This window comes from Nitrosospira sp. Nsp13 (assembly GCF_900101945.1).
Lineage (GTDB): Bacteria > Pseudomonadota > Gammaproteobacteria > Burkholderiales > Nitrosomonadaceae > Nitrosospira > Nitrosospira multiformis_D.
The window spans coordinates 256,960-281,831 of sequence record NZ_FMVD01000003.1 but is presented as its reverse complement, the minus strand read 5'-3'; the positions used below and the strand labels follow the sequence as shown (position 1 = coordinate 281,831).

22 protein-coding genes are annotated in these 24,872 nt (G+C 51.6%); 12 read left to right on the top strand and 10 right to left on the bottom strand.

Going from position 1 to position 24,872, the window contains the following annotated elements; translation table 11 throughout:
• Positions 1 to 246 precede the first annotated feature (246 nt).
• The 5 genes from BLO43_RS06150 (at position 247) to BLO43_RS06130 (ending at position 5,096) form a co-directional block, all read left to right on the top strand.
• Positions 247 to 1,050, top strand: coding sequence for a DUF3313 family protein (locus BLO43_RS06150; RefSeq protein ID WP_139149244.1), 804 nt, complete (start codon positions 247 to 249; stop codon positions 1,048 to 1,050).
• A gap of 360 nt (positions 1,051 to 1,410) precedes the next feature.
• Positions 1,411 to 1,905, top strand: coding sequence for a hypothetical protein (locus BLO43_RS06145; protein WP_090906292.1), 495 nt, complete (start codon positions 1,411 to 1,413; stop codon positions 1,903 to 1,905).
• Between the two features lie 85 nt (positions 1,906 to 1,990).
• Positions 1,991 to 2,461: a glycine zipper family protein gene (locus BLO43_RS06140; protein ID WP_175443875.1), complete on the top strand. Its 471-nt coding sequence runs from the start codon at positions 1,991 to 1,993 to the stop codon at positions 2,459 to 2,461.
• A gap of 172 nt (positions 2,462 to 2,633) precedes the next feature.
• The gene (locus BLO43_RS06135) at positions 2,634 to 3,638 is read left to right on the top strand and encodes a lipoprotein N-acyltransferase Lnb domain-containing protein (RefSeq protein ID WP_090906291.1); all 1,005 of its coding nucleotides are present in this window, start codon (positions 2,634 to 2,636) and stop codon (positions 3,636 to 3,638) included.
• A gap of 144 nt (positions 3,639 to 3,782) precedes the next feature.
• On the top strand, positions 3,783 to 5,096 hold the full coding sequence (locus BLO43_RS06130; RefSeq protein ID WP_217628032.1) for a hypothetical protein: 1,314 nt from the start codon (positions 3,783 to 3,785) through the stop codon (positions 5,094 to 5,096).
• 142 nt (positions 5,097 to 5,238) lie between these two features.
• Here the strand turns inward: BLO43_RS06130 and BLO43_RS06125 are convergent, their stop codons facing one another.
• Positions 5,239 to 5,769 (bottom strand): lipid-binding SYLF domain-containing protein, encoded by a 531-nt coding sequence (locus tag BLO43_RS06125; RefSeq protein ID WP_217628031.1) that lies wholly within the window; start codon positions 5,767 to 5,769, stop codon positions 5,239 to 5,241.
• Between the two features lie 282 nt (positions 5,770 to 6,051).
• On the opposite strand from BLO43_RS06125, the gene BLO43_RS06120 reads away from it, so the two are divergent.
• Positions 6,052 to 7,113 carry a hypothetical protein gene (locus BLO43_RS06120; RefSeq protein WP_090906289.1) on the top strand — a complete coding sequence of 354 codons (1,062 nt, stop codon included), beginning with the start codon at positions 6,052 to 6,054 and terminating at the stop codon, positions 7,111 to 7,113.
• 73 nt (positions 7,114 to 7,186) lie between these two features.
• Complete coding sequence (locus BLO43_RS06115; RefSeq protein ID WP_090906288.1) at positions 7,187 to 7,657, top strand: hypothetical protein; 471 nt, start codon at positions 7,187 to 7,189, stop codon at positions 7,655 to 7,657.
• A gap of 100 nt (positions 7,658 to 7,757) precedes the next feature.
• On the opposite strand, the gene BLO43_RS06110 is transcribed toward BLO43_RS06115, so the two are convergent.
• The 5 genes from BLO43_RS06110 to glnE form a co-directional block, all read right to left on the bottom strand.
• Positions 7,758 to 8,477, bottom strand: coding sequence for a DUF3313 domain-containing protein (locus BLO43_RS06110; RefSeq protein ID WP_090906287.1), 720 nt, complete (start codon positions 8,475 to 8,477; stop codon positions 7,758 to 7,760).
• A gap of 247 nt (positions 8,478 to 8,724) precedes the next feature.
• Positions 8,725 to 10,101 (bottom strand): phosphomannomutase/phosphoglucomutase, encoded by a 1,377-nt coding sequence (locus tag BLO43_RS06105; protein ID WP_090906286.1) that lies wholly within the window; start codon positions 10,099 to 10,101, stop codon positions 8,725 to 8,727.
• A 26-nt stretch (positions 10,102 to 10,127) separates the two neighbouring features.
• Complete coding sequence (locus BLO43_RS06100; RefSeq protein ID WP_090906285.1) at positions 10,128 to 10,334, bottom strand: zinc-finger domain-containing protein; 207 nt, start codon at positions 10,332 to 10,334, stop codon at positions 10,128 to 10,130.
• Positions 10,335 to 10,388: 54 nt separating this feature from the next.
• On the bottom strand, positions 10,389 to 11,309 hold the full coding sequence (locus BLO43_RS06095) for a branched-chain amino acid transaminase (protein WP_090906284.1): 921 nt from the start codon (positions 11,307 to 11,309) through the stop codon (positions 10,389 to 10,391).
• Between the two features lie 131 nt (positions 11,310 to 11,440).
• On the bottom strand, positions 11,441 to 14,233 hold the full coding sequence (gene glnE, locus BLO43_RS06090; RefSeq protein ID WP_090906283.1) for a bifunctional [glutamate--ammonia ligase]-adenylyl-L-tyrosine phosphorylase/[glutamate--ammonia-ligase] adenylyltransferase: 2,793 nt from the start codon (positions 14,231 to 14,233) through the stop codon (positions 11,441 to 11,443).
• 366 nt (positions 14,234 to 14,599) lie between these two features.
• On the opposite strand from glnE, the gene BLO43_RS06085 reads away from it, so the two are divergent.
• The 3 genes from BLO43_RS06085 to tldD all read left to right on the top strand — a co-directional run bounded on the left by BLO43_RS06085 (position 14,600) and on the right by tldD (position 21,329).
• Complete coding sequence (locus tag BLO43_RS06085; RefSeq protein ID WP_302847678.1) at positions 14,600 to 18,400, top strand: YhdP family protein; 3,801 nt, start codon at positions 14,600 to 14,602, stop codon at positions 18,398 to 18,400.
• Between the two features lie 567 nt (positions 18,401 to 18,967).
• Positions 18,968 to 19,831, top strand: coding sequence for a carbon-nitrogen hydrolase family protein (locus BLO43_RS06080; protein WP_074631650.1), 864 nt, complete (start codon positions 18,968 to 18,970; stop codon positions 19,829 to 19,831).
• Positions 19,832 to 19,868: 37 nt separating this feature from the next.
• Positions 19,869 to 21,329, top strand: a complete 1,461-nt coding sequence (gene tldD / locus BLO43_RS06075; protein WP_090906282.1) for a metalloprotease TldD — start codon at positions 19,869 to 19,871, stop codon at positions 21,327 to 21,329.
• An 89-nt stretch (positions 21,330 to 21,418) separates the two neighbouring features.
• On the opposite strand, the gene BLO43_RS06070 is transcribed toward tldD, so the two are convergent.
• From BLO43_RS06070 to BLO43_RS06055, 4 genes are read right to left on the bottom strand one after another with little or no spacing between them, the layout of a single operon-like run.
• Complete coding sequence (locus BLO43_RS06070) at positions 21,419 to 21,841, bottom strand: RDD family protein (protein ID WP_074631649.1); 423 nt, start codon at positions 21,839 to 21,841, stop codon at positions 21,419 to 21,421.
• 28 nt (positions 21,842 to 21,869) lie between these two features.
• Positions 21,870 to 22,262: a DUF3106 domain-containing protein gene (locus BLO43_RS06065; RefSeq protein ID WP_254773361.1), complete on the bottom strand. Its 393-nt coding sequence runs from the start codon at positions 22,260 to 22,262 to the stop codon at positions 21,870 to 21,872.
• On the bottom strand, positions 22,244 to 22,612 hold the full coding sequence (locus BLO43_RS06060) for a DUF3619 family protein (protein WP_090906280.1): 369 nt from the start codon (positions 22,610 to 22,612) through the stop codon (positions 22,244 to 22,246). The genes BLO43_RS06065 and BLO43_RS06060 overlap by 19 nt, the downstream gene beginning before the upstream one ends.
• On the bottom strand, positions 22,609 to 23,178 hold the full coding sequence (locus BLO43_RS06055; protein ID WP_074634172.1) for an RNA polymerase sigma factor: 570 nt from the start codon (positions 23,176 to 23,178) through the stop codon (positions 22,609 to 22,611). The genes BLO43_RS06060 and BLO43_RS06055 overlap by 4 nt, the downstream gene beginning before the upstream one ends.
• Before the next feature lie 525 nt (positions 23,179 to 23,703).
• Between BLO43_RS06055 and BLO43_RS06050 the strand changes: the two genes are divergently transcribed.
• Entirely contained in the window at positions 23,704 to 24,219 is a 516-nt protein-coding gene (locus tag BLO43_RS06050) for a TlpA family protein disulfide reductase (protein WP_090906327.1), read from the top strand.
• Positions 24,220 to 24,223: 4 nt separating this feature from the next.
• Positions 24,224 to 24,871, top strand: a complete 648-nt coding sequence (locus tag BLO43_RS06045) for an energy transducer TonB (RefSeq protein WP_090906326.1) — start codon at positions 24,224 to 24,226, stop codon at positions 24,869 to 24,871.
• Position 24,872 lies beyond the last annotated feature (1 nt).

Sequence of the window (24,872 nt, the reverse complement as noted above, 5' to 3'; positions counted from 1 at the left end):
GGAATGGAAGCGATCTGGCCATGCAAGGACTTTATGTGGACTCACCGGCATGGGCCTATCACGTATTTGACATATGGGGGCGGAGCATAGGGCTGGCTCAGAGGATGCGGACGAGCACGATAAAAAAACCACAGGCCATTGATCCAGCTATACGATATGATGCATTTTGTCATTCCAGGCGTTACCAACCTTTTTCCCCTGTTGTTCCCAGCGTGAGTCCCTTTTTATTTTACGAGGAGAAATGCATTGAACACCTATAGTCAGAAAATACGCAACAATTCAAGAGAATGGGTATTATCGTTATGCGTTGTTGGCGCGCTGCTTTCCGGATGTGCCTCCATGGAGTCGGAGTCGAACAAGGCCAAGGACAAAGTGGTCCAACCTGCGCCTGATGCCGGTTTCATCGAACACCCCGAACGACAGAGTAAACCCACCGATCTGCCGTTTCAGAAAGTATGGATTAAGCCCGGCTTTGATAAAAGCGGCTACCATGAACTGGTTGTGGCGCCGGTAAATACCCGGTACATGCTGGAGATGGACTGGCTGCACAGCGCGGGTTCTGCCAATTGGCTCAGCGATGTCAAAAAGGATATCGAAGAACTCGCCCTTTACTTTCATGATCAGGTAGTGAAAGAGTTCAAGGAGGATCCGAAGCACCGCTTCCGGGTTATCGAGTATACCGGTCAACAAAAGCGCCCGGGGACGCTACGTCTGGAACTGGCCCTGATTGAAGTCAACCCTTCCCAGCCGGTGCTGCACGCCCTTGCCTGGGCTGGCCCCCCAGGTACCGGCACTGCCGCCGGTACGGTCAATCAACGCAGGGCCGCTTTCGAAGGCCGGTTGCGAGACCTGAACACCGACGAGATCGTGGCGACCTTCGCCGACCGCGACACGCAGGATGCCGGTCCACTCGATCTGACTCGCCTTACGTGGTACGGCCCCGCCAAAGGTATCCTGGACCGATGGGCGCAGCAGTTCGTGAAAGTCGCTAATCGCAAGCCCGGCGAAGCGGTGACCGATCCGACCGCATATACGTTGCGGCCTTTTTAGCCAGTACTCGAACAGACTCGCAAAACCGACTGATGATTGTGGGTATAGGTCCAGTCTGAAAGAATATCAGTCTATGTGAATCGGATTCCCCGGCTACGGAGAGATTTGAAATCGCGCGGACTTGGAAAGGGAGATGCATCCAGTGTCTATTGCCATGACGTACCGGTTTATCGGCCAAACTTATATCTTGCGCACATTGATCGCGCAAGTCCTCAACCATGCGCTATACTAAAATCGTTAAGTTTATGTTTGATGCTTGGGTAAAAGATGTCGCCTATCTTCCAATCCGATCGGGCGATGAAATAAAATTCTGCACAAAGTTCCACCGACCAACCTTAACTTTCTAGGGAGTAATGAATAATGAAGAAAAATTTGACGAACATGCTGCGCTCTGTTTTGTTGATTCTCGCCGCGACACTGGCGCTGCCCACATTCGCCGAAGATGACGCTGCTCCGGCAAGCAATATGGAAATTTTGCGTGACAAGGTCGTTGCGGATAAGAAATTTGTTGTTGCGAATAACATGAAGCTGACCGAGGCAGAAGCAAAAGCGTTCTGGCCTATCTACGACGCCTACCAGCAAGATCTGCACCAGATCAACGAACGCTTGGCGAAGGTAATCAATGATTACGCCCTGGCCTATAACAAGGGAGCGTTGCTAGACGATACGGCAAAGAAACTGCTTGATGAAGCAATCGCCGTCGAATTGGCGGAAGTCAAGCTGAAACAGTCGTATGCACCCAAGCTCAGCAAGGTTCTTCCTGGAGTAAAGGTGGCACGTTACTTGCAGATCGAGAACAAGATCCGGGCCATTGTTCGCTATGAACTCGCTGCCGCTATTCCATTGGTGGAGTAAGTCAAAAAGGTTCAGCATAACCGGCTTTCAGGTAAATAAATGGGATTTTTCTTAAATATACCTATACCAGAGAGAGGCAAGGAAAATGATTTTGAAATCGATCATGTCAATAGCGGTGTTGGCAGCCCTCGTCAGCGCCCCGGCCATTGCGCAGCAGGTCATCTATCCCGCAAAGGGTCAATCGGCGGCGCAACAGCAGAAGGACGAGGCCGAGTGTTACACATGGGCCAAGGGACAGACAGGCTATGATCCGGCACAGGCCACCGCGTACGCATCAGCGCCCCCACAGCAGGAGATTGGGGGCGAGCGGATAAGGGGTGCCGCTCGCGGGGCAGCTGGTGGAGCCCTGATTGGCGCGATTGCCGGTGACGCCGGCAAGGGGGCCGCGATTGGCGCTGTAGGCGGAACAATGGTGGGTGGCGCAAGGCAGCGTCGTAAGCGGGACGAGAATGAATACGCTGCAGCACAGTACCAACAGGCCGCAGGACAACAGCAACAGAATTTTCAGCGTGCCTATGGCGCCTGCTTCGAAGGCCGGGGTTATACAGTCAGGTAAACCACTCCAACCATGACGGTTCCGGATTGACGAGCTTTATCGTCAACCACAATGGCATCGTCTATGAGAGGGATTCGGTCCGAACGCAGCAAAGACCGGGCAGCAATTTCGCCAAGGCTACTCCAGCCAGGGGGTTATTCTGAGCCAAATCGCCACCATCGTTAGCTTGACAATGCTCGGCTTGCTGATGGTGGCGACCGGCGGCTGGGGCGTACTCGCCCTCACTTATTCAGGGCCGCATAGCGATATGGTGCGTAGCAGCCTGGCTGCGGCATTTGCGGTCGTATCGCTTGCGGCGTTGATTGCACTTGGCTTTCCCCGCTGGCGCTGGCTTGCCCTTGCCGCTTACTTCGTGCTGTTCGCGGTGCTGGTGGTGTGGTGGCGCGGCATCGAGCCGTCCAACAAGCGCGACTGGCAAACCGACGTGGCGGTGCTGCCCTATGCCACGATCGAAGGCGATGTGGTCACGATGCACAACATTCGCAACTTCGACTACCGCAGCGAGACCGACTACACTCCCGCCTACTACGACAAGCGCTTCGATCTGCGCAAGCTGGAAGGCATCGATCTTGTGGCCGTCTACTGGATGGGACCGGCCATCGCCCATATATTCGTAAGTTTCGCCTTTGCCGGCGGCGACCACTTGGCCGTTTCCATCGAGACGCGCAAGGAGAAAGGAGAGGACTATTCCACCATCAAGGGTTTCTTCCGGCAATATGAACTCTACTACGTGGTAGCCGACGAACGCGACGTCATACGGTTGCGCACCAACTATCGCCACAATCCACCTGAGGATGTCTATGTATACCGGCTCCAGGGCCCGATCGAGAACGGCCGGCGGGTATTTCTGGATTATGTAAAAAAGATCAACGCACTCAGGAACCATCCCGAGTTTTACAATACTCTGACGACCAACTGCACGACCAATATCTGGTTCCACTCACGGGTCAACCCGGAACATCTGCCTTTCAGCTGGAAAATCCTGGTAAGCGGCTATGTTCCAGAGCATATCTATGAAGCAGGGCGGCTCGGCACCGGCATGCCATTCACCGAGCTGCAGCGACGCGCCCACATCAATGCCCGGGCACAGGCGGCGGACAGTGCAGCGGACTTTTCGCGCCGTATCCGGATGGAGCCTGAGATGACGACTCCCGCAACACCTCCAGCCTCGCGTTGAATGGGCGCTGACCATCTGGAAAATACGGCACAACTGGAACACTGCGTTGAAGTGGGCATTTGCTTTTTTCCTCACCAAGTCGTGTCCAATCCGACTTAACGAGATTGCAACTTTAACTTTATTAATAGCTGGAATAATAAAACCATGATGACACGTGCTTACTATTTGCCCATAAAAATCCTATGGTTGATTTCCTTTCTCTTAAGCGCCATTTTCTTATCCGGTTGCGCCAGCATCAGTAAAGGCGTGACGGCAGCCATTTTAGAAAAATCCGAAAGTGTGGATACCCGTCTATGCCAGGTGTGGGGCCAACCCTTTGCAGGTATTGAACCGGGATTGGCTAAAAAACAGGGAAAAACCAAAATTCTGATGGTGCATGGGGTAGGTGATCATATTCCAGGGTTTACCACCCAATTTCTCGGAAAATTGGCCAAGGAGTTGGATTTGAACGTTCGTTCGGGAGTTCCGAAAAATATCACCATAACGACACCATTGTTCCCCGACATGAATCTTGGCAACTTGCGCATAGTGCGCCTGCTGAATGAGGAAAATGGCAAGGAAGTTATATTTTACGAGCTCACCTGGTCGGATATCACCCGAGAAGATAAAAAGCTGCTCGCCTTCGATAGTTCCGGAGAATACGATTTCCGGAGAGCTACCATGAATAGCATGCTAAAGAAATTCAGCAATGATACAGGCCCCGATCCACTTATTTATTTGGGAAAAAGTAGAGAACCTATTCAGGCGGCATTCTCGCAATCATTCTGCTGGATGGTAAAACATAATTGGGAAAACATTCCTAAGAGCGGTAAACATCCATGCCTTGGCTTGAATGATGCTACCGATACCGATGTCTATAATATGATTAATGATGACTATATCTTTATTTCACATAGCCTGGGTAGCCGTATCACGATTGATGGCATGCAGCGTATTGCTGGAATGCTGCCAAATCAGGAGAAAATCCGTTCGTTGGAAAACGTGAAAATTGGCGTGTCTGAAAAGGTGATCCAGGCACTCCGTAGTAAACGCATCCCTATTTTCATGCTATCCAATCAACTCCCGATGCTGCAATTGGGCAGAGAGCTTCCCGAAGTAACCGGACAAATAGCACAATATTGTGCACCTGAAGGTCCTAATTACAACGAACGCATGGTCAGTGAAACATCCATTATCGCCTTTAGTGATCCCAATGACCTGTTAAGTTACGGGATACCTCCGGGGTTTAGTGAAAAATATCTTGACTCCAGACTATGTCCACGCATCACTAACGTCAATATCAATGTGGCCAAAACTATCGATGCCTTCGGTATCAGCGGTCTTGCCAATCCAATGTACGCCCACGTGGGTTACGATACAGATGATCGTATTGTTGCCCTGATTGCCAAGGGAATCGGTACTCCCAATACATCGCCACTTATCAAGCAAAGGTGTGAATTTACAAAAACAGTCGAGTGAGAGGCCTTTCAAAGAAAGGAACAGGCAATGAAGACGAATGATCAAGGCCACGATACTGTTTCTGCACACTCAACAACCACCAGCTAAAGCTGGTGGTTGTTGGCTTCGTATGCGGTTCAAGCCTACTGGCGGCCATTCCTCCTTAATCCGGATAAATACGCGTGATTTTCGAACCCTGTAAACCTAAACCAGCCATTAACCCTTTTTGATCAAAAATGAATCCATAAATGCTATCTTGCAAGGTGCTTGTAGTTAAACTCCTGCCCATTCCTTCATCCACGATAACGATACTAGGACCTACCCCTACTTCAAAGCCCCCGGATTGGTCAAGATACTTGAGCGCATCATCGGTCATAAAAAATAATGCATAGCCAAATGTCTGTACGCCAGCTTGAAGACCATACGAACCGGCCACCGTGTTGTAATAGGCAACTGTCTTGCCGTTCTTACGCAATGCGCCGCCGCCTCCAAATTGTGCGCCGACGATGAAACCGGCTTTGCCAACTGTTGGAAACACCAATATGCCCTTTGCTTTCGCTGCGAGAGCTCTGGCGGCCGGAGTGGATGCGTAAAGGTCATTCAACGCCTTGTCAGCACCACGATTTATCTCCGCTTTGGTACCCGAGAGCGGACTTCCCGTAGATTGGCAACCCGTAAGGGCAAGCAGGCTCATCAGTAATACACTTGACAAAGTTCTGTTCAACATTTCTTTACCTCCTTATAATTAAACAACCATCCGGATAGTACGATGGGATTTTTCATAATCCCCCGCAATATGCAGCATAGCATATGAACTATTGGTTGCAAGGATTTACCCCCCGGATGCGTTACACCGACAGGCTTTTTATTAATTCGCAGATAGAATAATTGCTGTCCCTCCCCTGCTTCGACAACCGTTGCTTCATCGAGGCTACAAATGCTTAACAGTTTAAACCGACCTTAATAGGGAAAATCAATGGATAAGTTGGCTAATGCTCGAAAGGGATATCCGGCGCATGCTGCATTCTACCGCTCTTTTCTGGTGCCCCTGCTGTTATCATCTGTCGCGGCTTTCGCGGCTCCCCTGCCCACCGCCAAGGAGGTCATTACCGCGCTCTCACTCAAACAAGACCAGGTTGCGAAGCTCGATAGAGGCGAAATCGTTGCGCTGGAGATTAGCGAGGCAACTCAGAAAGAACTCGCAATGGGCCTAGCCATTTATCTGCCGTCACCCCCGGCGAAACTTATTGCTTATTTCAAAAGCGGCAAGTTGGCTACCATCGACCCTGATATCATTGCGCAGGGCCAAGTGCGGCTGGATCCCGTCGCCGATGATTTCAAAGGGTTTGGTTATACATTTAAGCAGAGCGATGAGGCGGGGGATCTGCTAAATGCCACGGCGGGTGACCGGTTTAATTTATCCAGTGCGGAAATTCAAGGCCTCGCATTGCTAAAGAAAAAATTAGCGGGTGCCGATAAAGCCGCCTTGGTGGCCGCAGCATCGCAACATTACCGGGAGATTTTATTGCAGCGCTGGCAAGCTTACCGTAAAGAGGGCCTGACGGGTATCGCACCCTACGCCCGCAACGGAGCTGAAGCAAGCCCGGCAAAGGAATTGCATACTGCGACCACCAGCAGCAAGCTGTTCGAAGGCTATTTCCCCGATCTGTACAAGGCTTGGCTGAATCATCCAAATAAATTGCCTTCCGGCGCCGACGAGCAATTCTATTGGCTTAACCGGAAAGTAGAGGACCGGCCTACGGCTATACTCAGCCACCGCGTCCTGCAAACCTCCGATACTGGTTCGGTAATTCTTGCCAGGCAATTCTATGTCGGGCACTCTTACAACTCCAGTCAACTAATCGTCGGCTGCCTGCCTTACCGTAATGGCTCCATCATATTTTATGGCCACCGGACTTCCACTGATCAAGTTGCCGGCATGGGCAGCAGCTTGAAACATAGCATCGGCCGCGATCAGATGAAGGGGGAAATGACCAAGAATCTGATGCGGCTGCGTTCCTCAATTCAATCTTACTAAGGCCAGCATTATGATGACTCGAAATATAGCCCTGGCGAGGAAACGCATTGCGGAACCAGGTGGGGAGAGACGTATGAATCAATTTAACAACGGGTCATTGATCCTCAGTCTATCCGCACTGGTGATCGCGGTGCTATCCGCTACCGGGATTGCAGAGGCCAACGCGACCGAGCGGCGGTCACAGGCCGCCGCACAATTTGCCAAGGGCAAAGTCGAAGGGTTTGAACTGCAACGCAAGGACTTCCGTTTCTTCGGCTTTACCGCCTGGTTGAAACGCGGCGGAGAATGGCACATCGAAGGGCCAGTCCGTCACCGTGGAATGCTCTGCGGCACCTACGAAGCCGGAATGCGTTTTGGCATCGGCAAGCCCGATTGTACAGATGTGCAGTGGGTTTCCGGGGTCCGATACGTGACCTCCCAGTACCAGTGCAACAATGCTGAGATGACCCACTCCGGCACGGAGATTGATGAGTCTCTAATAGGACCGTTTGATGCCATCACTTGTGCCGAACAGGTGATTCGCTGCACCGGCAACTGCAAATAGCAAAACCCGCATCCGCCATACGAACGGATGCGGGTTTTGCGTTCTGATCTACCAGCTGAGTTTCAGGTATATTAAATGTGCCGGCTACGACTGCAAATCGCTATTCCTTAGGTAGCTCGCACGTGGAACCGCCCCCCCGCATATCACAAAACCGCCACCGCGCCTTCTTACCCCAATAAGAATAAGCCTGCTCGACGTCTTCCCATGACTTCAATGATTTCCAGGCGTATTTGCCTCCACCGCGGCGATCAACTGCGGCGGTTAGTAATTCGCCAGTCTGGCTGTCTGTCACTTCCGCTTCAACGGATGCGCTGCCGACGAGGGCTTCCGTGCCAGTGAGTTGCTTCTTCCCTTTTGATACCAGAATAGAGCCGGGATGCAAAGAAGTAACGTTATCCAGCACCGGAATATTCTTGCCGGCTTGTGTGATCCCGATACGAACTCTCATTACCCCCGGACCGGGTTCCTGGACCATGGTGTAATCCTTGCTCAGTTGCTCATTGGCGCTTGACCAGAGGTACTTGGACAAATACTCCGCATCTTCCTTGTCAAGATCCTTGGCGCTCGATTTTTCTCCGCGATAAACCTGAACCGGCTCCAGCAGGACTTTCGTATAGGATTTGAACTTGGCCTTATCCGGCGTGAAATACACCATTGTCGCCTCGGTTTCGTTCGCTGCTGGACGAAGCTTTGAATAATCCTTCAAAAAACCGCTTGGTTCCGCCTTCCCAAACCCACCAGCCTGTTCGGAAGTGGCACATGCCGTGAGCATCACCGCACATAGACCCCCCCACATCAATCGCTGCATATTCATATTCATGAGTAGCCTCCATTAGATTGTCTACGCCGTGACTTAACCCTCACGGTGAAAATGATTCTATGCAACTTGCACGGGTAAAGCAATCTGATTATTTATCCCTGATTCTCAGTCCAGAATTCTGCGATTGAATTTTTCATCACACGGTTGGGGGAGTCGAACGGTACCGAGTCAGGCCGGTTGCAGCACTTCAGGTATAAACACATTACTAGCAATCGCATCCCCTGCCGCACCCATTGCTGGACAAAGGCTAGTACGGGAGCACCGCATCCGGTTTGGCCCGCAAAATGACTGTGCGGAAATCATCCTGGATACGTTTCAAGGCTGCCTCGTTGTCCGCCTCAAAGCGTAGTACGATCACAGGCATGGTATTGGATGAGCGAGCCAGACCAAAACCATCCTTGTATTCCACTCGCAGTCCATCGGTAGTGATGATGCGCTCCGGGTTATCGAAGCGAGCGGATTCCTGTAACTGCGCGATGACGGCGTAGTTTTCGCCTTCTTTCAATCTGATCTGCAATTCCGGCGTGCTGATCGCATCGGGGATGGCATGCAGGACAGCGTCGATGTCCTCATGGTGACTGAGCAATTCCAGCAGACGGGCGCCGGCATAGAGGCCATCGTCGAATCCATACCAGCGCTCCTTGAAAAAAATATGGCCGCTCATCTCTCCCGCCAGCAGCGCACCGGTTTCTTTCAATTTGCCCTTGATGAACGAATGTCCCGTTTTCCACATGATAGGCTTGCCGCCATGACGCTCGATCCATGGCGCCAGATTGCGGGTGCATTTCACATCGAAAATAATCTGGGCGCCGGGATTTCTGGATAACACGTCGGTGGCAAACAACATTAATTGGCGGTCAGGATAAATAATGCTGCCGTCCTTAGTGACCACGCCGATACGATCGCCGTCGCCGTCGAAGGCAAGTCCAATTTCCGCGCCGGTGGTTTTGAGCGCTTGAATCAGGTCGCGCAGGTTTTCGGGAACGGACGGATCAGGATGATGATTGGGAAATGCGCCATCCACTTCGCAAAACAGCTCGATTACCTCGCACCCCAGTCCGCGATACAACGTTGGCGCATAGGCACCGGCTACACCGTTGCCGCAATCGATGACAATTCTCATCGGGCGCGTCAGCCTGACATCGCCGATTATGCGCTGGAGATAGGTTTCGGAAATGTCATGCTTACGGTATTCGCCTTCTCCATGAATAAGATCATTGGTTTCAAGACGTGAGCGCAGGGCCTGGATGGATTCAGCGGCCAGGGTTTCACCACCCAGTACCATTTTCAAACCATTATAGTCGGGTGGATTGTGGCTGCCGGTGACCATTACACCGGAATAATCGCACAGCGTATGGGCTGCAAAGTACAGCATGGGTGTGGCGACCATCCCTACATCGACCACGTTAACACCACTTTTCTGCAAACCCCTCGCCAGCGCCAGCACAAGATCCGGTCCTGATAATCTGCCATCCCGGCCTACCGCTACCGATGTGAGTCCACGAACGCTTGCCTCGGAACCAATAGCATGCCCGACGGCTTCGACGATTTCGGCCGTCAGTGTTTTACCTACGATACCTCGAATATCATAGGCTTTAAAAATTTCGTGTGGAAGTTTATGCATGGGAGTTTCGTGAAACTACGCTCCGCTCAGTGGTGTCCCGCCACCGCACCGCCCTTGAGCGTGTAGCGTGTGCCGCAGTAGGGACACAGTGCCTCACCCGTGTTTTCTATTGGTAAAAACACGCGCGGATGCGAGTTCCATAGCAGCATTGATGGCATGGGACAATGTAGCGGCAAATCGTCCGCCGTGACTTCGATTTGGCGCTGTTTGTTATCGCTAGCTTGATTCTGCATCGACTGCTCTCTCGGATGGGTCATTGGATATTAATCGGATGTAACCAGACGTAATCAGACGTAAGTTAGCCAGGCGACATGCTTCTCGGTCTTTCCATTGACACAGTCGAAAAACATGGCTTGCAGTCTGGCGGTGATTGGGCCACGCTTACCGTTACCGATACTGCGATTATCAAGCTCGCGAATCGGCGTGACTTCAGCCGCGGTGCCGGTGAAGAATGCCTCATCAGCACAATACACTTCGTCGCGGGTGATACGCTTTTCAATCACCGGAATTCCGATTTCCGCGGCCAGCTCTATGATAGATGCACGCGTGATGCCTTCAAGACAGGAGGTCATGTCCGGCGTGTAAAGCTTGCCGTGCTTGATGATGAATATATTTTCACCGGATCCTTCCGCCACATAACCATCCACATCCAGTAGCAGGGCCTCATGATACCCGTCATTGGCGACCTCCTGATGAGCCAGGATTGAGTTAGCGTAGGTGGCAACCGACTTGGCACGGCACATATTGATGTTAACGTGATGACGCGTGAATGATGAGGTCTTGACACGGATGCCATTTTCCAGACCATCCGCCCCAAGGTAGGCGCCCCACGGCCAGGCAGCGATAGCCACATGCACGGAGAGCGTCTTGGCGGAGATGCCCATGGCCTCCGAGCCGTAAAAGGCGATCGGACGGATATAGCACGACTCCAGGTTATTCTGCTTTACCATATCGCATTGGGCTTGCATCAGCGTTGCCTTGTCATAGGGCATTTTCATCATGAAAATATGTGCTGAATTGAATAACCGGTCGGTATGTTCCTGCAGACGGAAAATTGCGGGACCTTGGGGTGTCTGATAGGCACGCACGCCTTCGAATACCCCCAAGCCATAGTGCAGCGTATGGGTAAGCACATGTGTAGTAGCATCGCGCCACGGAATTATTTTACCATCGCTCCAGATCACGCCGTCGCGGTCAGCCATTGACATGCAGAGACTCCCAAGGAAAATTTCGTATCCAGGTATTCTAACGCATTTTCATGCGAAAAAATGAAACACCCGAGGCTGCGTTAGCGCTGATTTTACGTTTATTTCCGAGCCCTATAACGAAATTACGGAGCTTAAGAATGACGCTGTGTTTTAAATACCTCTTCCCATAGACGCAATACCGCATCAACGTTATCCCTCAAATAATCCAATTCGACACGCGCAAACTGCTGTGATTGGTTACCTGCTGACGGGATACCCCCAAGACCCGAATCCCCACTTAATCTTAACCGATGCTGCACCCGCCGGAATTCCCGGTAAGCCCGAAGCGCCCTTTCCCCCGTTTCAACGTGAATAAGCCCAAGCTCGCCAGCAAGTTTCAGCAGTCCGATATTACCGATATTGTTCGTCAATTCCGGATAGTCGCAAGCATAACCCAGGACCAGATATTGCACGATGAACTCAACATCAATAATGCCACCGCAATCATGTTTGATATCGAACAATCCGCTTGAATTGGGATGGGCGTCCAGCATTTTTTGACGCATCCTCAAAACCTCACATGCAAGATTCGCCAAGTCGCGCCGCTGGGAAAGGACCGCTTTGCGGGTATGCTCGAAAATCTCTCTCACATGAGCATCTCCTGCCACGAAACGTGCTCTTGTCAAAGCCTGATGTTCCCACACCCAAGCCTGATTTCGCTGATACTGATCGAATGCGTCGAGGGAACTTACCAGCAAGCCGCTGCCACCGTTGGGACGCAGCCGCAAATCGGTTTCATACAATAACCCGGCCGATGTATAGCTGGTAAGCCAGGAATTAACACGCTGGCATAACCTGGCATAGATTTCCGGTGCATCGGGGTGCAGATCGTCATAAAGAAAAATGATATCCAGATCAGATGCATAACCCAGCTCTTTTCCACCCAGTTTGCCGTAGCCGACGATACCAAAAGCCGGAGCATCCCGATGCTTCCTTCTCAACCCTGACCAAGCCAGGCGTAACACGGTATCAAGTATCAAATCGGCCAGGTCGCTCAGGTGATCACTCAACGTTTCCAGTGGCAGCAACCCTTCCACATCCTTGGCCAGCAACTGGAATACTTCGGCATGGTGGAAATGCCGCAGAACATCCATTTGCTGCTCGAGATCGTCATGCCCGGAACCGCCAATGTCGCTTAATTGCCGAGTTAACCTCACGCTTGACCGGGACCAGTCGGGTACGCTTTGGAAGTCGGCGGGATTAAGCAGTTCGTCCAGCAAAATAGGGTGCTGGCTCAGGTACTCGCCAGCCCATTGACTTGCGCTGACAAGCTTGGCTACGCGCTCCAGTGCTTGCGGATATTCCCGTAATAGCGCGAGATAGGCGGCACGCCGGCTTATGCTTTCAAGCAACAATAACAAACGTTCCAGCGTAATGTCCGCAGTTGGGAATTTGGCAGCCACCTCGATCAGAGTGGGAACAAGCGCATCGACCTGTTTTTTACTGGTTTTGGGCAATTGACGGTAACGGGCGCTGGCACGAAACCCCTGCAAGCATCCGAGAACTCTTTCCGGGCTGGAAAATCCCATCGTAACCAATTGTGCTGTGGCAGCTTGGGCTCCAGCCCCTTCCATCACTTGTTCCTGCCACAGCCATCCGAGGGTATCAAGTTTTTGGGATTTCTGTGGCGCCGCAAATATTTGCTCAAAGTGGCCGGTTACATTGCAGCGATGACTGTCGAGTTCCCGCAAGAAATCGTCATAGCCAGGAAAACCCATTGTGACCGCTATGAGCGCCTGATCGGCGGGACTTTCCGGCAACGTCTGGGTCTGCTGGTCGTCGAGGTATTGCAAGCGATGCTCAAGATTACGCAGAAAACAATAGGCATCGGAAAGTTCTTCGGCTGCTTTGTCCGATAGTTGGCGTTTTTCCCGCAGAAGCTGCAATACCGCAAGCGTGGGACGAACGCGCAGATCGGCGTCACGCCCGCCGCGAATCAGTTGAAATACCTGTGCAATGAATTCGATCTCGCGAATACCGCCCGGGCCCAGCTTGATATTTTCATGCATTTCGCGACGGCCGACCTCCTGACGAATTTGCGAGTGGAGATCGCGCATCGATTCGTAGACACCGAAATCCAGGTATTTCCGGAATACGAACGGTCGCGTTATCTGCTCCACAAGGGCTGATCCTTGCGCGCAGGGTCCCGCGATGACCCGACCCTTGATCCAGGCGTAACGCTCCCATTCGCGTCCCTGTGTGACGAGATATTCTTCCAGCATGGCAAAACTCATTGCCAGGGGACCACTCTCGCCATAGGGGCGCAACCGCATATCCACCCGAAAAACATAACCGTCGGAAGTCATATCATTAAGACTGGCAATCAGCTTGCGGCCCAGGCGAGCGAAAAAATCATGATTGGAAATAGACCGGGTGCCACTGGTTTCGCCATCTTCCGGATAAATGAAAATCAGATCCACGTCCGATGAAACGTTTAGTTCGCCACCGCCCAGCTTGCCCATGGCGATCACCAGCATTCCCTGGGGAACTCCACTCTCGGCACTTCTGGGCTGACCGTAACGGTCAGGATCGGTCAACCACTCGTAATGGCGTCCCAGCGCGAAATCAATGGTGGTTTCCGCCAGATCGGTCATGCCCACCATGACTTCGGCAAGTTCGGCTAATCCACCCAGATCACGTACCACCAGGCGCAGCATTACCCGTTTACGCAAGCGACGCAAGATACTGTTTAGTCCTGCTTCATCATTTGCAACATCGGCGTTTGCATTCAGAAATGCTTGCATCTCTTCCCGAGAAAAAGAGTGCTTTAAATTTTGCCTGAGTTCCGTCAGCAACTCGGGCTCGCTTTCCAGCAGGCGCTGTACATAACGGCTGCATGGCAGAATAGACTCAATTATTTCTTCGGGGGGATGATCGGCATGCATGGTTTAGGATTCGGAGTTACAATAAATTTTTAAAAGGCCGGCTATTCCAGCGGCATGGCATAATTCGTCCGAATGATTGAACAAAGCATGGCGTCACTATATCTAATCGATAATTACTAACCCGGGTGCTTCATAAATCGCGTGATGATTGCGCATAGTTCTGTTTTGTATGGAGGTTTTCTGAAAGAGGAGCGTAGTTACCGTACGTCCGACTGAACGAAATCTTCATACGAAAAAAAGACCAGCGAGGACGCATGAATTTATGAAACATTCGGGCTAATCCTTTCCACGTTGAACAAACGTTTGTATCTTCCCCGCCGGATACGGAAAAAACACATTGTCTGAATATAAAACTGGGGTTATTTATTGAACCCGTCAGTAATTTTACCTCTTGCAAGAGGGAATGGCCGTCTATTCCGGTTATTCACGTGGGTACTGATTGTGGCGACGATCAGTTTCTCTTCCCTGCTATTGTTGTTACGCTACTGGCTGCTACCCGACATTGAGCATTACCGTGAGACGATTGCTTCCGTCATCAGCGAGGCTTCCGGGCAGCACATAACCTTCGGCGAAATCAGCGCGAACTGGGATGGATTTCGCCCTCATATGATGCTGCGCACCATCAAGGTGCACGATAAAGAAGGTAATGTCTCATTGTTGCTGCATCGGGTGGAAGGCACGCTTTCGTGGCGCTCATTATTGCATGGCGAACTGCGGTTGCGCGAAATCAGGATCGAACAACCCGACCTGATCATACATCGCGACTCCTCGGGAGCGATCCATGTGGCGGGCTTTGCGCTCACCAGTGAACTGACAGACGACGCAAATGGTTTTTCTGACTGGCTGCTGCGTCAGCGGCAAGTTATCATCAATAACGCCAGCATCCTCTGGCAAGACGACCTGCGCGGCGCACCCGAACTGGAATTGCTGGTCAACTTGCGCCTTGAGAACCACGGAAATCACCATCGCTTTGGCATCCGCGCCACTCCCCCCGCCGAGTCCACCGCACAAGTGGACATGCGAGGGGATTTTACCGGCGAATCGTTGAATCGCCCCGACCAGTGGCGAGGCCAACTATTCGCTCAAATCGATCATGGCGATATCGGCGCCTTGCGTGCCTGGCTACCCTTTCCACCGGAAATAAAAGTTAGTCACGGCGTTGGAGCATTGCGCATGTGGAGCCGGATAGACCGCGGAAACATAAAAAAATTGACGGTTGACATGCGCTTGCATAATGTCAAAACTCAACCGGCCGGGGATTTGCCGCAGTTGAACCTCGCCCGTTTGCAAGGAAGGGTTGGTTGGCAAACGATCAAGGATAGTACGAAAGAAGGCATGGAACTATTTGCACGCGGACTGAGTGCGTCCGTTCACGGCGAAAAAGAATTACACCCGGTAAATTTCTCATTGCGGCTGATTTCTCCGCGCGGCACCCGGGCCGGAAGCGGAAAATTAAGTATCGACAACCTGGACCTGAAAGTTTTTGGGAATCTGGTGGAATATCTGCCGATCGATCAATCACTGCGCGAGCAGATTGACAGGGTATCGCCTCGTGGAGAAATTCATTATATGCGTGCGAAATGGGAGGGTGAGTGGCCTAGACCCACCTATTTCAGCGCGAAAGGGGGATTTGCCAATCTGGGTATGAGAAAACACACACGCTTGCCCGCCTTCAGTGGTGTTACCGGCAATATCGACATTACGGAGCGAGGAGGTACGCTGAATCTTAATTCCCAACAGGTCAGACTGGAGTTGCCCGATGTATTCCCTGAACCGCTGATGCTGGATGTATTTACCGGCCAGGCAAGCTGGAATTTCTTGCCCGAGGGAGATTCCATCGCGTTCAAGTTTAACAACATCTCTTTCTCCAATTCCCATGCGGCCGGACTAGTCTATGGAGATTATCGTTTCATTCCAGGTAAGCCCGGTGTAATTGATCTCATGGGCCACCTGACCCGCGCGCATGTCGGCTATCTGCGGCACTACACGCCCGTAATGGCGAGCCCTTACTTCCGCAACTGGCTTGATAGATCCCTCGTTGCGGGAGAATTTCTGGACACACGACTGCATCTCAAGGGCGATCTGACCAACTTTCCTTTCACCCGCGGCCATGCCGGCATTTTCCGGCTGCATGCGAAAGCGTCGGAGGTGGTGCTGGATCAAATTCCGGGATGGCCACGAATCGAGAACATATCGGGAAATCTGCAGTTTCAAGGTAGCGATTTGAGATTGGACGCCTCGCAGGCAAGTACCTCCGGCGTGAAACCAAATAAAGTGAAGTTGCGCATTGCGGATGTGGCCGCACCCGATGCAATGCTGGAAAGCGAAGGTGAAGCAAATGGTCCCACGAGTGAGTTCCTGAAATTTGCCGCAAAATATGCAGTCGACAGTTACACCAATTACCTCGCCAATGATGTCAAAATTACCGGAAATGGAAAGTTATTGCTTAAACTTGATATTCCCCTATACACGGAAGGTAATATCAAGCTGGCGGGTAATTACCAATTCATTGACAACCAGATCAATCCAGGCGCACGCATACCCACTCTGGATCGGGTCAACGGGATGCTGGCTTTTTCCGGCTCCGAGATAAAGATAGAAAATATAACTGCCCAATTCCTTGGCGGGCCGGTGGTCATCAACTCCACTACCATGCCAGGTGGAGGTATGCGCCTGTCCGCTAATGGCAAGGTAAACCTCGGCAATCTATCCCAACTGTCCCGGAGCGGAACTGTGAATGCCGCACAGTTATGGCCATGGCATCTGCGCGGCAACACTGATTGGCGAGCAAACATTCATACGCACGACAAACTGGTGGATATGTTTGTCGAATCATCATTGCAAGGCGTGACGCTGGATCTACCTGAACCTTTTTCCAAAACCGCTACGAGTATGGCGCCACTTCGTTTTGAAAGAAAAGCTTCAGATAAGGGGGATCTCCTGAACTTTAGCTATGGTGGATTGGTAACAGCAAAAATCAGGCGTTCTCAAGATAAAGCGGGCAATTATCACGTAGAACGTGGCATTGTGAATTTCGGTACAGGATCCGCTTTGCTACCTGAGGAAAAGGGAATATCCGTGACCGGCGCCTTACCACGCCTGGATCTGGATCATTGGCAAAATATACTTGGACAGTTCAATGATGAAGCGACGCCGTCGCTGAATCTTGCAAATATTAATGTGCATATCGGCACACTCGACGTTCTGGGTAAGCGCCTCAACGATATTACGCTGAACGCCAGCAAGGAAGATGAATTATGGCATTCCACCGTCACAAGCAGGGAAATCAAAGGTGGCGTTAGCTGGGACTTGACAGGCAATGGCAAAATAGTAGCGCGCTTGAGGGCACTGACAATACCCGCTGACTCACCGGCCAACCCGAACCTGGTAACAGCAGTGCAGTATCGAGAAAAAAACCCGCCTGCGCTTGATGTGACCGCGGACAATTTTGTTATCGGCGAGAAACTCCTGGGCGAACTGGAATTGATAGCCGGTCAGCAGGAGCAGGGTTGGCGTATCGAGAAGCTGCACATAATCAATTCAGACGGTTCCCTGACGGCACGGGGAATATGGCAAAGCCGTGCCACTCCACCGCGTATACAGACCACCATTACACTGAATGCATCCGACATTGGCGAGCTTCTGGCGAATCTCGGCTATCCTGATCGCGTGAAACGCGGCAGCGGCAAGCTTGAAGGAGAATTGTCGTGGCAAGGCAGCCCGCAATCAATCGACTATCCCACATTGGCCGGCAGCTTTAAGATAAAAGCAAGACGTGGGCAATTTCCCAAATTTGAGCCGGGAATTGGCAGGTTGTTCGGAATGTTCGATCTGCGAGCACTCCCTCGAAGAATAACACTGGATTTTCACGACGTCTTCAGTGAAGGATTTGGTTTCGACGAGATTTCCGGCGATGTTAAAATAATTCGTGGGGTGGCAGCTACCGACGACCTCAAAATCGAAGGACCCGCGGCAAGGGTTATCATGGACGGGGAATTGAATCTGGAGGCGGAAACACAAAAGCTGCACGTGACGGTCACACCCTCACTCGGATTAGTCACTCCGGTAGTTGGCATCGTAAGCCAGGCATTGCAAAACTCGCCATCCAGGTATTACAGCGTAACCGGTACCTGGGCGGATCCGATCATGACCAGAATACCGCGGTAAGCCAAGAACAGCTCCTGCTCAATATTTTACCGAAAGGCTGTGATGAAAGCTGGATTTCAACGCTATTCACGCTGCTTATGATAATTTTTGGACCGGTCTGATGGAACCTCAATTTCCACGCATTGCCCAGCCTGGTGCTATGTTCCAGGCACATGTGCTGTGTCACCTCATCTTCTTTCATCCTCCAGGGCGAAATTGCTACCAGGGCGGATTTGAAATCCCCTTTATCATCAACACGAATTGGTAAAATGACTCATACTGCGAACCTTCAATCGCAAAATACAAGCCTCGCGTGTCAACGGTATTGCGCTTAAAGGGTTTATTAAGACATTCTTTTGAGTTACTCTGTTTCTTACGGTTGGATTCATCACAGGTGCTGCCCTCTTCAGAGGGATGGAAGCTTGGTTAAGTGCGCCTTACATGGTGCAACCGTATCTTACGCTGTGCGAGTGATGGTTCACTTGCTACCGGAATATATGACCGCAGCGATTCCGCGGTTGATCCGGCTGGCGTTCGAATAACGCGAGGACTTATTTTTGCCGCTCATGGAAATCAGGTACGTAGATAATGCTCGATAATCTAGCCATTCGTACTGCATCCGCGCCGGGAAAAGCACACGATGGTTCTATTCGCATTGCCGCCATTCAGATGGCGGCAGGGCCCAATGTATCCGGCAATCTGGAGGAGGCTGCGCGACTGCTTGATATGGCCGCCTCCCAGGGAGCAAAACTGGCGGCATTGCCGGAATACTTTTGTATTATGGGAATGCAGGATGCCGATAAAGTCGCGGCGCGCGAGCAGGATAATCATGGGCCGATACAGGAATTTCTGAGCCAGACCGCTAAACGCCTCGGTATGTGGCTGGTAGGCGGTTCCGTACCATTGGCGTCCTCCAGGCCCGACAAGGTACGGAACAGTTGCCTGGTTTATGACGATAAAGGCAAGCAAGTGGCACGTTATGACAAAATACACCTATTCGGTCTTGAACTTGGCAATGAACGCTATGCCGAGGAGGAAACTATCGAGGCGGGTTGCGGAGTGGTTGCCCTGGAGTCACCGTTCGGCCGCATCGGTCTTTCCATTTGCTATGATCTGCGCTTTCCGGAGCTTTATCGTTCAATGGGAAAGGTGGACATCATTTTTGCCCCGGCAGCTTTCACTGCAACCACCGGCAAGGCGCATTGGGAAACATTAATTCGTGCCCGCGCCATTGAAAATCTTGCCTATGTTGTTGCGCCCGCTCAGGGAGGCTATCATGTTAATGGCCGGGAAACGCACGGTGACACCATGATTGTTGATCCATGGGGAGTCGTGCTTGATCGCCTCCCTCGCGGATCCGGCGTAGTCATTGCAAATATCAATCGAGAATATCAGGCAAGCCTGCGCAATAGTCTCCCCGCATTGAAACACCGCACTCTATATCACTGCTAATCTCTCACCGATGATTTTTCCTGACCCGGGACACGCCATGATCACAGAAACCGTCACCCAGCCCAATGATCTCTTTGCCACTGCCAACAGTTGTCTTCTCGCTCCCCACGAGATCGATACAGCCGGATTACAGCAGGTGTTTGGGCAAATGCTTGCGCATCATGTCGACTACGCCGACCTGTATTTCCAGTATAGCCGCGCGGAGGGCTGGGCTTTGGAAGAAGGCATCGTCAAGTCAGGCAGTTTCAACATCGATCAGGGCGTGGGCGTACGCGCGGTGAGCGGTGATAAAACCGCGTTTGCCTACTCTGACGACATCAGTATGCCCGCGCTTGCCTCGGCGGCACAGGCTACCCGTGCCATTGCCCGGCAGGGGACGACACAATCGGTGCAGGCAGTCAGACGCAGCGTAGGACGAGAGCTTTATCTGCCTCAGGATCCAATCGCAAGCCTTAAAGATACGGACAAGGTGGCGTTGCTCGAAAAGCTTGAGGGTTATGCCCGCGCCATTGACAAGCGTGTTATCCAGGTCATGGCATCTCTTGGCGGAGAATATGAAGTGGTACTGGTAGCGCGCAGTGATGGCGTTGTGGCGGCGGATGTGCGGCCCCTGGTAAGAATCTCGTTACAAGTCATTGCCGAGGAAAATGGCAATCGCGAACAAGGCATGGCCGGTGGGGGCGGACGCTTCGACTACGCTTATTTCACTGACGACGTGCTGCGGGATTATGCGGCGAAGGCGGTGCATCAGGCCCTCATTAATCTGGCTGCAAAACCCGCTCCTGCTGGAACCATGACGGTGGTACTTGGCGCAGGCTGGCCGGGAATATTGCTGCATGAGGCCATCGGGCATGGATTGGAAGGCGACTTTAACCGCAAGGGCAGTTCGGCATTTTCCGGCCGGATCGGCGAACGCGTCGCAGCCACCGGCGTGACTGTGGTGGACGACGGCACGATTGCGCGGCGGCGTGGGTCGCTGAATATCGATGATGAGGGAAACCCCACTCAATGCACCGTGCTGATCGAGAACGGAATACTCAAGGGCTACTTGCAGGACAGCCTGAATGCGCGACTGATGAATGTGCCTGTCACAGGCAATGGGCGGCGCGAATCATTCGCCCATATCCCCATGCCACGCATGACAAATACCTATATGCTGAACGGCGACAAAAGCCCCGAGGAGATTATTGCTTCAGTGAAGCATGGTCTGTATGCGGTGAATTTCGGCGGTGGACAAGTGGATATCACAAGCGGAAAATTTGTCTTCTCCGCTGCGGAAGCCTATATGATCGAAGATGGAAAAATTTCTTATCCGGTGAAAGGCGCGACTTTGATCGGTAATGGCCCCGATGTGCTTACGCGAGTTTCAATGATAGGCAATGACATGGCGCTCGATCCTGGCGTGGGTACCTGTGGAAAGGAAGGGCAAAGTGTACCGGTAGGAGTAGGTCAGCCAACACTACGTATAGATGGCCTGACAGTAGGCGGTACCGCCTAAGGGTAACCGAAATAAGTCTCTGTGGAGCCATGCTGTCTGACACGCGTGAGATTCAAAGATAGCCTCGCTTATCAGAGGTGGCCTCGAATTCATACGCTATCCTCCAATTTTACGATTTGGGTACCTGCCAGCCTGTCATGCAGAAACTGATGATTACGGTCAAATAATGCCCAGAGTATTCCGCAACCAAAGAAAAAAATGCCGATCACCGCAAATAAATAGCGTGCAATTGCCTGCTTTAACGAAAGCTGATTACCATCAGCGCTGATAACACGAAATTTCCAGGTTTGCATGGGCAGCGTTTGCCCACCATGGGTCCAGTACCAGGAAAAATAAGTGCCTGCCACCAGCAGCAGATAAAGCTGAAATGCAGGTCTGAAAAAAATGGAACCGGTGTCGCGAAAGATAAGATGAAAAACGAAGCCGGCGATAAGCAGAATCGCGAGCAAGAGCAGCGACTCATAAATCATACTCACCAGCCGCCGCCAGAATCCAGGTGCGGAAATTTTCATTTATTACCAGAATAACGCGCTAAGCAGACTATTTGCCGCCTCGCTGATCTTCGGGAATCTGCTCATAATCTCGCCATTTCTGCTTTATTTCCTGGCGCTTGTCGGGTGGCAGCTTTTTGATTGTTTTGTACTTTTCACGCACCAGCTCACGCTGCTCAGGGGTCAGCGAATACCAATCGCGCATCTGCAACTGCGTGCGATGCTGCTCGGAAGGCGTCATTCCTGGATAGCGTTTAGCAATGCCCAGCCATTTCTTTTTTTTTGTGGCGTCCATACTATCCCACTCTTGCGCAAGCGGAGCGAGAACTTCCCGCTGCTGAGGATTCAATCCATTCCAGACAGGCTGACTGGATTCAGATAGTGCAGGAGCTGAAAGCGACATGCATAGCCAGAACGCTACCGCTAGGGGCGATCTAGCCATGCATCAAACTCGTCGTTGAGATAGGCGTTGATTGGGAGGTCATCAACTAGCAACATTATGTCAATTTCCTCGTTTTCATCGTTCTGCTGTAGCGTCTGCCAATAAATCACACTTAAAAGAACGAATATCAAAGTTACCAAGGATAGCAATTTTCTCGTTTTAACGTGCGAGTCATGTCCGCCTCGCGCGGAAACACCGTGACCGGCCGTGACGATTTCCTCGGCCATATGATAATTCTCAAGAGCGGCTCTGCGTGCCGATTGCAGCTGATTCAGCGTGCTCTGCTTGATATCATCCAGACCATGGTCCAGCAGCCGCGCAACTCTTCTCCCCAACTCCGGTTCATTCATAGATCAATTCCTTCTTTTCTTAATATAGTAGCAAGAGCATGAGTTGCACGCGAGCAATGAGTTTTCACGCTTCCTTCAGAGCATCCCATAATCGTTGCAGTTTCCGTAACATCCATTTCCTCCCAGTAACGCAGCAGGAAGGCTTCCCGTTGACGCGCCGGAAGGGTTTCAATGGCCTTCTCAATCAAACTGACAAGTTGTGCTTGCTCCAATTGCGCATGAGGATCATCAAAATCCGACTTTCCTTTTACCCGTAAAGTTTCCAGGAAGTCATAGTCTTCGTCATCCTTTTCCTGCTTAGGTGTGAAAGATGAAAAAAGTGTGGTCCACAAGGAACGGGTTTTCTGCCGCCGGTAAAAATCCCGTATGGTATTTTGCAGGATACGCTGAAACAGAAGCGGCAGCTCTTCTGTTGGCTTGGCGGCATACTTCTCAATGAGCTTCGTCATGGAGTCCTGGACAATATCCAGCGCCACATGTTCATCGCGTACCGCAAATAATGCCTGTTTATAGGCGCGTCGCTCGACTTCGGCCAGAAAATTTGAAAATTCCTGTTGAGTAGCCAGGACAATTTGCCTATAAGTAGATGAAAAAAATGGTAGAAAAACAGCATATACCGCCAATAATGTTAGCAAATTTTTTCTGGTTTCCGAAAGAATTTACTAAAGAAGAGACCGAACACTAATTAATCAGCACTGCAAACTGTTTGAATCAGCTTTGGTTGATTCCGTTCAATGATGGAAAGCATAGCTGTCCGGATATATGAAATAGAAGATCTAACCAGGGGAATTTCAGGCACAAAATTGTCATCATAATTTAACCGATTCTAACTGCGACAATTTGCCGCATTGTGATACGCAAATCTCACGCCTATCATTCCCTTTCCCGGTTTAATTGAGAACTGCCGACGAACAGACCTGTAATGTAACAAAAAAATATTCTCAATACCCTGCATGCTGCGCAATGTGCAAATTAAGTGGTAAAATATTACAAGTGCGACTGATTCTTAATTAGATTTACATTACTTAATGTTCAATATCTTCAAGTCCATAACTGTTATCTGCTCGTTGCGAGCCGGCGACTTAGGCATCATGGCCCGCACCCAGCATCGCCCCGTGATGGGGGGGCTGCTTCTCGTATTGGCACTCACCTTCATGAACGCTAGCAGTGCAGCTGAAAGCGTTCGTCCATTCACACTGGGAAGTCTTGAGAAAGTTCTTGGCGCTCGCGAAGATAAGCCTTTCATCCTCGTGTTCTGGTCGCTTGACTGTCAATATTGTCCAACTGAATTGAAGATGCTGAGTGAACTCAAGCGCAGCCACCCGGCACTGGATGTCGTTCTCATTGCCACTGATTCAGTGAGTGATACACCACAGCTTATCGCGCGAACAGAAAGCTATGGAATGAACAAGGCCGAACAGTGGGTTTTTGCGGAGGACATGCCAGAACGCTTGCGTTTTGAAATTGATCGCCGCTGGTATGGCGAAGTGCCGCGTACGTATTTTTACGATCGAAAGCATCAACGTGAAGCCAAGACTGGTCTGGTCAGCAAGAAGTTTTTTGAGGACTGGATAGCTCGCAATGCTGTGCCTGGCTCCGGGCATTGAACGCATGATAATCAAGCGTAATCCTGCTTTTTTACCCGGCCTGATGTTTGTTCTTGCCGCGCATGGTGCGTTATTGTATTTTCTGTTTAAGCAGCAGTTGATTCCCCCACCGGAGCAATTAGCGACGCTGATCGTTAATTTTATTCCGGCAACCAGGCCGAAGGAAGAGCCCAAAGCCGAGCCGCCCCCACCCAAGCCTCAACCGGTAAAGAAACCGCCGCAATCACGCCAATTGGTAGCGGAAGCGCCGGTATTGGCCCCCAGCGAGCCGGTGGCACCGCCCACTGCGCCAGAACCAGAGCCGGAGCCAGTTCCGGAACCGGTAGCCGTAGCGCCCCGTCCACAGATGGCGGCCGGCCCGGTCACGCTTTCCTCGGAGCTATCGGTCGCATGCCCGGAATTGAATGCACCTGCCTACCCATCTCTTTCACGCCGGCTTGGCGAAGAAGGAAAACTGGTGCTACGGGTCGAGCTGGATGAGATCGGTCGCATTAGTGTGGCGCAGATCATCAATAGCAGCGGTTTCAAACGTCTGGATGAGGCCGCCCTGGCTGCGGTAAAGACCTGGCGCTGTACGCCGCCCCAGCGTAATGGCCAGCCGGTAAGAGCCATTGCGCTGCAACCCTTTAACTTTGTACTGCAAGGAGATTGAT

What these genes read in the sequence shown, in the direction of transcription:
- BLO43_RS06125 (WP_217628031.1), bottom strand. Translation starts at nt 5,769, where the DNA reads ATGAGCCTGCTTGCCCTTACGGGTTGCCAATCTACGGGAAGTCCGCTC.
- BLO43_RS06140 (WP_175443875.1), top strand. Translation starts at nt 1,991, where the DNA reads ATGATTTTGAAATCGATCATGTCAATAGCGGTGTTGGCAGCCCTCGTC.
- BLO43_RS06130 (WP_217628032.1), top strand. Translation starts at nt 3,783, where the DNA reads ATGATGACACGTGCTTACTATTTGCCCATAAAAATCCTATGGTTGATT.
- BLO43_RS06070 (WP_074631649.1), bottom strand. Translation starts at nt 21,841, where the DNA reads ATGAAAATTTCCGCACCTGGATTCTGGCGGCGGCTGGTGAGTATGATT.
- BLO43_RS06110 (WP_090906287.1), bottom strand. Translation starts at nt 8,477, where the DNA reads ATGAATATGAATATGCAGCGATTGATGTGGGGGGGTCTATGTGCGGTG.
- BLO43_RS06100 (WP_090906285.1), bottom strand. Translation starts at nt 10,334, where the DNA reads ATGCAGAATCAAGCTAGCGATAACAAACAGCGCCAAATCGAAGTCACG.
- BLO43_RS06045 (WP_090906326.1), top strand. Translation starts at nt 24,224, where the DNA reads ATGATAATCAAGCGTAATCCTGCTTTTTTACCCGGCCTGATGTTTGTT.
- BLO43_RS06135 (WP_090906291.1), top strand. Translation starts at nt 2,634, where the DNA reads ATGCTCGGCTTGCTGATGGTGGCGACCGGCGGCTGGGGCGTACTCGCC.
- BLO43_RS06120 (WP_090906289.1), top strand. Translation starts at nt 6,052, where the DNA reads ATGGATAAGTTGGCTAATGCTCGAAAGGGATATCCGGCGCATGCTGCA.
- BLO43_RS06050 (WP_090906327.1), top strand. Translation starts at nt 23,704, where the DNA reads ATGGCCCGCACCCAGCATCGCCCCGTGATGGGGGGGCTGCTTCTCGTA.
- tldD (WP_090906282.1), top strand. Translation starts at nt 19,869, where the DNA reads ATGATCACAGAAACCGTCACCCAGCCCAATGATCTCTTTGCCACTGCC.
- BLO43_RS06065 (WP_254773361.1), bottom strand. Translation starts at nt 22,262, where the DNA reads ATGGCTAGATCGCCCCTAGCGGTAGCGTTCTGGCTATGCATGTCGCTT.
- BLO43_RS06095 (WP_090906284.1), bottom strand. Translation starts at nt 11,309, where the DNA reads ATGTCAATGGCTGACCGCGACGGCGTGATCTGGAGCGATGGTAAAATA.
- glnE (WP_090906283.1), bottom strand. Translation starts at nt 14,233, where the DNA reads ATGCATGCCGATCATCCCCCCGAAGAAATAATTGAGTCTATTCTGCCA.
- BLO43_RS06105 (WP_090906286.1), bottom strand. Translation starts at nt 10,101, where the DNA reads ATGCATAAACTTCCACACGAAATTTTTAAAGCCTATGATATTCGAGGT.
- BLO43_RS06145 (WP_090906292.1), top strand. Translation starts at nt 1,411, where the DNA reads ATGAAGAAAAATTTGACGAACATGCTGCGCTCTGTTTTGTTGATTCTC.
- BLO43_RS06080 (WP_074631650.1), top strand. Translation starts at nt 18,968, where the DNA reads ATGCTCGATAATCTAGCCATTCGTACTGCATCCGCGCCGGGAAAAGCA.
- BLO43_RS06115 (WP_090906288.1), top strand. Translation starts at nt 7,187, where the DNA reads ATGAATCAATTTAACAACGGGTCATTGATCCTCAGTCTATCCGCACTG.
- BLO43_RS06060 (WP_090906280.1), bottom strand. Translation starts at nt 22,612, where the DNA reads ATGAATGAACCGGAGTTGGGGAGAAGAGTTGCGCGGCTGCTGGACCAT.